At 76.1% G+C, this 7068-nt stretch carries 4 protein-coding genes; 2 read left to right on the forward strand and 2 right to left on the reverse strand.

Annotation, left to right across the window (positions count from 1 at the left end; all coding sequences use genetic code 11):
- Positions 1–53: 53 nt before the first annotated feature.
- Positions 54–3341 carry an ATP-dependent helicase gene (locus tag PV350_RS17265; RefSeq protein WP_499513829.1) on the forward strand — a complete coding sequence of 1096 codons (3288 nt, stop codon included), beginning with the start codon at positions 54–56 and terminating at the stop codon, positions 3339–3341.
- A gap of 10 nt (positions 3342–3351) precedes the next feature.
- Here PV350_RS17265 and PV350_RS17270 read toward each other — a convergent pair whose 3' ends face one another.
- Positions 3352–3759 carry a type II toxin-antitoxin system VapC family toxin gene (locus PV350_RS17270; protein WP_500334660.1) on the reverse strand — a complete coding sequence of 136 codons (408 nt, stop codon included), beginning with the start codon at positions 3757–3759 and terminating at the stop codon, positions 3352–3354.
- On the reverse strand, positions 3756–4034 hold the full coding sequence (locus PV350_RS17275; RefSeq protein ID WP_499513831.1) for a type II toxin-antitoxin system Phd/YefM family antitoxin: 279 nt from the start codon (positions 4032–4034) through the stop codon (positions 3756–3758). Before PV350_RS17275 ends, PV350_RS17270 begins: the two co-directional genes overlap by 4 nt.
- Positions 4035–4151: 117 nt before the next feature.
- On the opposite strand from PV350_RS17275, the gene PV350_RS17280 reads away from it, so the two are divergent.
- Positions 4152–7068: ATP-dependent helicase (locus PV350_RS17280; protein WP_500334662.1), on the forward strand; the 2917-nt coding region annotated here is incomplete at its 3' end.

The following is a 7068-nucleotide window of genomic DNA, read 5'->3' on the forward strand; positions in this document are numbered from 1 at the left end:
GCGGCACAGGCCGCCGCACACGCACCCGCACGCACACGGAACCGGCGAACCACGTGACCTCCTCCTCCACCCGCCAGACGGACGCCGTCGCACGGCGCTCCGGGGGGACGGTCGGGCCTTCCGGCGGCTACCGACTGCTACGGACCGCTCCGGAACCGGTGACGCCCCCTGAACTGGACGCCGCACAGCGCGCGGTGGTTGAGCACGCGGGCGGTCCGCTCCTGGTGCTCGCCGGTCCGGGCACCGGGAAGACCACCACCCTGGTCGAGGCCGTCGCCGAACGCGTGCGGCGCGGCACCGATCCGGAACGGATCCTCGTCCTCACCTTCAGCCGCAGGGCCGCGGGCGAACTGCGGGACCGCATGGCCGCCCGGATGGGCGGCGCGGCCGCACCGCAGGCGACCACCTTCCACTCGTTCTGCTACGCCCTGGTCCGCGCCCACCAGGACCCCGAGCTGTTCGCCGACCCGCTGCGGCTGCTGTCCGGCCCCGAACAGGACCTGGCGGTGCGCGAGCTCCTGGCGGGCGAGGCCGAACTGGAGCGGCGGGGACGGACCCGGGTGCGCTGGCCGGACGAGCTGCGCGCGGCGCTGACGACCCGCGGCTTCGCCGACGAGGTACGGGCCGTGCTGGCCCGCACCCGCGAGCTCGGCCTCGGCCCGCGCGCCCTGGCCGCGTCCGCCGGCCGCACCGGCCGCCCCGACTGGTCGGCGGCGGCCGGCTTCCTCGCCGAGTACCTGGACGTCCTCGACCTCCAGGGCGTCATCGACTACGCCGAACTGGTGCACCGCGCGGTGCTCCTGGCCGGGCGTCCCGAGGTGGCCCGCCACCTCGCCGGGGCCTACGAGGCCGTCTTCGTCGACGAGTACCAGGACACCGACCCGGCGCAGGTGCGGCTGCTGCAGGCGCTCGCGGGCGGCGGCCGCCACCTGGTGGCCTTCGGCGACCCCGACCAGTCCATCTACGCCTTCCGCGGTGCCGACGTGAACGGCATCCTCGGCTTCCCCGAGGCCTTCCGGCACGCCGACGGCCGCCCAGCCGGCGTCCGCGTCCTCACCACCTCCCGCCGTTCCGGTGCCGCCCTGCTGGCCGCCACCCGGCTCCTGACGCGGCGGATGCCGCTGACCCGGCTCCCGGCCGCCGCCGTCCGCGCCCACCGCGAGCTCGCGCCGGTCCGCGACGGCGGCTCGGCCGCCGTCCGCACCTACCCCACGCCCGGTGCCGAACTCGACGGCATCGCCGACGTGCTGCGCCGCGCCCACCTCGAGGACGGCGTCCCCTGGTCCGACATGGCCGTCCTGGTGCGCGCGGGTTCCCGCTCGCTGCCCGTGCTGCGGCGGGCCCTGACCTCCGCCGGGGTGCCGGTCGAGATCGACGGGGACGACCTCCCGCTGCGCGACGAGCCCGCCGTCGCCCCCCTCCTGCTCGCCCTGCGGGTCTGCGCGCACGCCGCCCTGCCCGACGCCGCGGAGCCGGGCCTGCGCGTCGAGGACGCGCTCACCCTGCTGGTCTCCCCGCTCGGCGGCATGGACGCCGCCGACCTGCGCCGCCTGGGCCGCGCCCTGCGCGAGGAGGAGCGGGCCGCCGGGGTCGTCGTACCGCGGCCGTCGGACGAGCTGATCGCCGAGGCGCTCGCGGAGCCCGAGCGGCTGGTGGCGCACGACCCGTCGTACGCACGGGGCGCCCAGCGGCTCGGCGGGCTGCTGCGCAAGGGGCGCGAGCTGCTGGCCGGCGGCGGCACCGCCGAGGAGGCGCTGTGGGAGCTGTGGGACGGCACCCCCTGGCCCGGCCGGCTGGAGCGGGCCGCGGCGCGCGGCGGCGCGGCCGGACGCAACGCCGACCGGGACCTGGACGCGGTGTGCGTGCTCTTCGACACCGCCGCCCGCGCCGAGGAGCGCACCGGCGGCCGTGGCGCGCTGAACTTCCTGGAGGAGCTGTCCGCCCAGGACATCGCCGCCGACGTGCTGACCCGGCGCGCCGTCCGGCCCGACGCCGTACGGCTGATGACCGCGCACCGCTCCAAGGGCCTGGAGTGGCGGCTCGTCGTCGTCGCCGGCGTCCAGGAGGGGCTCTGGCCCGACCTGCGCCGCCGCGGCTCGCTGCTGGAGGCCGACCGCATCGGCCGCGACGGCCTCGCGGAGCCGCTCACCCCGGGCGCCCTGCTCGCCGAGGAGCGCCGGTTGTTCTACGTCGCGGCCACCCGTGCCCGTGAGCGGCTCGTCGTGACCGCCGTGAAGGCCGCCGCCGACGACGGCGACCAGCCCTCCCGCTTCCTCACCGAACTCGGCGTCGAGCCCGTCGACGTCACCCACCGGGCCCGCCGCCCGCTGTCGGTCGCGGCCCTCGTCGCCGAGCTGCGCGCCACGACCGTCGACCCGGCCGCCTCCCCCGCCCTGCGCGAGGCCGCCGCCCGGCGCCTGGCGCGCCTGGCGGCCCTGGAGGACGCGGGCCAGCCGCTGGTGCCCGCCGCCCACCCCGAACGCTGGTGGGGCCTGTACGAGCAGACCCGCTCCGAGGTCCCGCTGCGGGACCGCGACCAGCCGGTCACCCTCTCCGGCAGCGCGCTGGACCAGCTGGCCAACACCTGTGCCCTGCAGTGGTTCCTCGGCCGCGAGGTGAAGGCCGAGCCGCCCTCCACGGCGGCGCAGGGCTTCGGCAACGTCCTGCACGTCCTCGCCGACGAGGTCGCCTCCGGCAGCACCCCGGCCGACCTGGACGTGCTCATGGAGCGGCTGGACTCGGTGTGGAACGCCCTGGCCTTCGACGCCCCCTGGAAGTCCCAGCAGGAGAAGGAGAACGCCCGGGCCGCCCTGGAGCGCTTCCTGCGCTGGCACGTCATGGAACGCGGCCGCCAGGCCGTCGCCTCCGAGCACGGCTTCGACGTCACCCTGGAGACGGGGGACGTGGCCGTCCGCATCCGCGGCAGCATGGACCGCGTCGAGACCGACGCCGAAGGCAACGCCTACGTCGTCGACTTCAAGACCGGCAAGGCCAAGCCCACCGCCGCCGAGGTCGAGGGCCACCCGCAGCTCGCCGTCTACCAGCTCGCGGTCCGCGAGGGCGCCGTCGACGAGCTCTTCCACGGCACCCGGCCCGCCCCCGGCGGCGCCGAGCTCGTCCAGCTCCGCCTCGGCGCCGCCCGCCGCGACGGCGGCGACACCCAGCCCACCGTCCAGCACCAGGAGGCGCTGAGCGGCGACTGGGCCGACACCCTGCTCGCCGGCGCGGCCGCCCGCGTCCTCGACGAGCGCTTCACCCCCTCCACCGGCCAGCACTGCGAGAACTGCGCCTTCCGGGCCTCCTGCAGCGGCCGCCCCGAGGGACGGCACGTGGTGGAGTGAGGCGGGGGTCTCAGCAGCCGGGGGCCTCGGCCCGCAGCCCGATGTCCTGGGCGGCCTTCAGCAGGCGCTGGTCGTACGTGACGAACACGAGTGGATCCGCGCCTGCCTGGCCGGCGAGCAGCTGCGCCGGCGCGAGGTGGATCGAGTCGAGCGGGCGGAGCAGTGGATCACCGTAGGCGCAGGCCGTGGCACGGACGGCTACGTCGATCTCGAACCGGTAGAGCCGGGTGATCACACCGGGGACGCCGGCGAGTGCCTGCGGGGCCGACCGGCGCAGAGCACGTGGGACCTCCATCTCGACGAGCGACGACGACACCAAAGGCTCGTTGGGGCGGTCGTTCAGCCAGGCGACCAACTCCCGGGTGCCCTGCTCCCGGCGGACCAGCTTCACGATCGCCGCCGAGTCCAGGTAGATCACCAGCGCTCCTCGTCGCGCATGTCGACGAGCGCGGCCGCCGTGTCGATCCCCGGATCGCCGAGCGCAGGCAGCACCGGGACCGGCCCCGAGGCCGCGGGTGGGGTGGCGCGTCCCTCGGCGACCATGCGGTCCAGTACGGACTGGCTGCCCGAGATGGGCACGAGACGGGCCACCGGGGTTCCGCTCACGGTCACCTCCAACGCTTCGCCGTGCTGGACGCGCGCGAGCACGGCACTGGTGTTCTGGTTCAGCTCGCGTACCGGGATGCGCTCCATGCTTCCAGCTCGTAGAACGCGATGTTCTACATCGGTGGAGCGGAATGCGCCCGGGTGGCATCCGGCGGGAACGGGCGGCGGCGGCCGCTGTCGGTGGTGCCCGATAACCTCCCCTTCGTGTCCTCCCTCATCACCGGTCCCGAGCAGCTCAAGGAGCTGCTGGGCATCCCGTTCACCCCGGAGCAGCTGGCGTGCATCACCGCGCCGCTCGCCCCGCAGGTGATCGTGGCCGGTGCCGGTTCCGGGAAGACCACGGTCATGGCGGCCCGCGTGGTGTGGCTGGTCGGCACCGGGCAGGTCGCCCCCGAGCAGGTGCTGGGGCTGACGTTCACCAACAAGGCCGCCGGCGAGCTCTCGGAGCGCGTGCGCAAGGCCCTCGTCCGGGCCGGGGTCACCGACCCGGACCCGGCGGACCCCGACCACGCGCCGGGCGAGCCGCAGATCTCCACGTACCACGCCTTCGCCGGACAGCTCCTGAAGGAGCACGGGCTGCGCATCGGGCTGGAGCCGACCGCGCGGCTGCTCGCCGACGCGACGCGCTACCAGCTGGCGGCGCGCGTCCTGCGGGCCGCGCCCGGTCCCTTCCCGGCGCTCACCAAGGGCATCCCGACCCTGGTCAGCGATCTGCTGGCGCTGGAGGGCGAGCTCGCGGAGCACCTGGTGCCGCCCGAGCGGCTGCTCGCCCGCGACCGGGAGTGGCTCGCCGCCCTCGACGGCGTCCGGCTCACCAACGCGGATCTGCGCAGGCTCCCCGAGACGGCGCGCGCCCGCATCGACCTGACCGGGCTCGCCGCCGCGTACCGCGCCGAGAAGAAGCAGCGCGACCTGCTCGACTTCGGCGACCAGATCGCCCTGTCGGCGACGCTCGCCCGCACCCGCCCCGAGGTCGGCCGCATCCTGCGCGAGCAGTACGCCGTGGTGCTGCTCGACGAGTACCAGGACACCTCCGTCGCCCAGGGCCTGCTGCTCTCCGCCCTGTTCGGCGACGGCACGGGGCATCCGGTGACCGCGGTCGGCGACCCCTGCCAGGCCATCTACGGCTGGCGCGGCGCCTCGGTGGCCAACCTCGACGACTTCCCGCTCCACTTCGCGCACGCCGACGGGACGCCCGCCCGGCGCCAGTCCCTCTCGGAGAACCGGCGCAGCGGCGGCCGGCTGCTCGACCTCGCCAACGACCTCGCCGCCGAGCTGCGCGAGCGTCACGAGGGTGTCGAGGCCCTGCGGCCCGCGCCCGGTGCCGAACGGGACGGTGTCGTGCGCTGCGCGCTGCTGCCCACCCAGGAAGCGGAGATCGCCTGGATCGCCGACTCCATCGCGCACCTGGTCCGCACGGGCACCGCGCCCGGCGAGATCGCGGTGCTGTGCCGGGCCGCCGCTCACTTCGCCGACATCCACGCGGCGCTCGTCGCCCGGGACGTGCCGGTGGAGGTGGTCGGCCTGTCCGGGCTGCTGCACCTGCCGGAGGTCGCCGACCTGGTCGCCGTCTGCGAGGTGCTGCAGGACCCGACGGCCAACGCCGCCCTCGTCCGGCTGCTGACCGGGCCGCGCTGGCGGATCGGGCCGCGCGACCTGGCGCTGCTGGGACGGCGGGCCCGGCTGCTCGTACCGGGCCGCGGCGACACCGCGGACCGCCTGGCGGCCGCCGTGGAAGGCGTCGACCCGGCCGAGGTGATCTCGCTCGCCGACGCCCTGGAGACCTTCGTCGACGGAGAGCCCGACGACCACCTGCCCTTCTCGGCCGAGGCGCGGGTGCGCTTCGCGCGCCTGGCCACCGAGATACGCGAGCTGCGCCGGTCGCTGGCCGACCCGCTCATGGACGTACTGCACCGGGTGCTCGCCGTCACCGGCCTGGAGGTCGAGCTCTCCGCGTCCCCGCACGCGCTGGCCGCCCGCCGCCGGGAGACCCTGCACGCCTTCCTGGACGTGGCGGCCGGCTTCGCCTCGCTGGACGGCGAGGCCACGCTGCTGGCCTTCCTGGGCTTCCTGCGCACCGCCGCCCAGTACGAGAAGGGCCTGGACAGCTCGCTGCCCGGCGGCGAGAACACGGTGAAGGTGCTCACCGCGCACAAGTCCAAGGGGCTGGAGTGGGACGTCGTCGCCGTCCCCGGGCTGGTGCGCAAGGGCTTCCCGAGCGAGCGGGGCCGCGAGCTGTGGCACTTCAACGCCAAGGCGCTGCCGCACGCGCTGCGCGGTGACGCCGCCACCCTCCCCGACGTCGAGGAGTGGTCCCGGGCGGGCCTGGCCGCCTTCAAGGCGGCCATGGCCGAACACAACCGGGTCGAGGAGCTCCGGCTCGGCTACGTCACCTTCACCCGGACGCGCTCCCTGCTGCTCGGCTCCGGCCACTGGTGGGGGCCCAGCCAGAAGCGGCCCTTCGGCCCGTCCGCCTTCCTCGACGCCCTGCGCGCGCACTGCGAGGCCGGCCACGGCGAGGTCGAGCACTGGGCGGAGGAGCCCGCGCCCGACGCCGTCAACCCGGCCCTGGCCCGTACGGCCGAGACGCCGTGGCCGCTGCCCCTGGACCCGGCCGCCCTGGCCCGCCGTCGCGAGGCCGCGCGCAAGGTGCTGGATCACCTGCGGACGCCGGCCGCGTACCCGGTGGCCGCCCCTCCCGACCCCGACTGGCCGCCGCCCCCCGAGGACGATGAGGAGCCGCCGTACGACGCGTACGACGACCCGTACGGCGAGGAGGACGCCGGCGACTGGGAGGACTGGTCCGACGACCGGCCGCCCGCCATCCCCGGGCAGCCCGGCCCGCACGGGCCCGTGCGGGCCTCCGTACCCGGGACCGCCTCGGTACCCGCGGCCGCGTCCGGGTTCGGCGGCGGTGAGGCGCTGCTCCCCGAGGAGGCCCGTGCCGTCGCCTCCTGGGACCGGGACCTCGACGCGCTCACCGAGGAGCTGCTCCGCTCGCGCGCGGCCGTCCGCGACGTCCCCCTGCCCACCACGCTCACCGCCTCCGCGCTGCTGCGGCTGGCCGCCGACCCCGACGGCTTCGCCCGCGAACTGGCCCGCCCCATGCCCCGCCCACCAC

This window comes from Streptomyces sp. PA03-6a (assembly GCF_033792765.1).
Classification (GTDB): domain Bacteria; phylum Actinomycetota; class Actinomycetes; order Streptomycetales; family Streptomycetaceae; genus Actinacidiphila.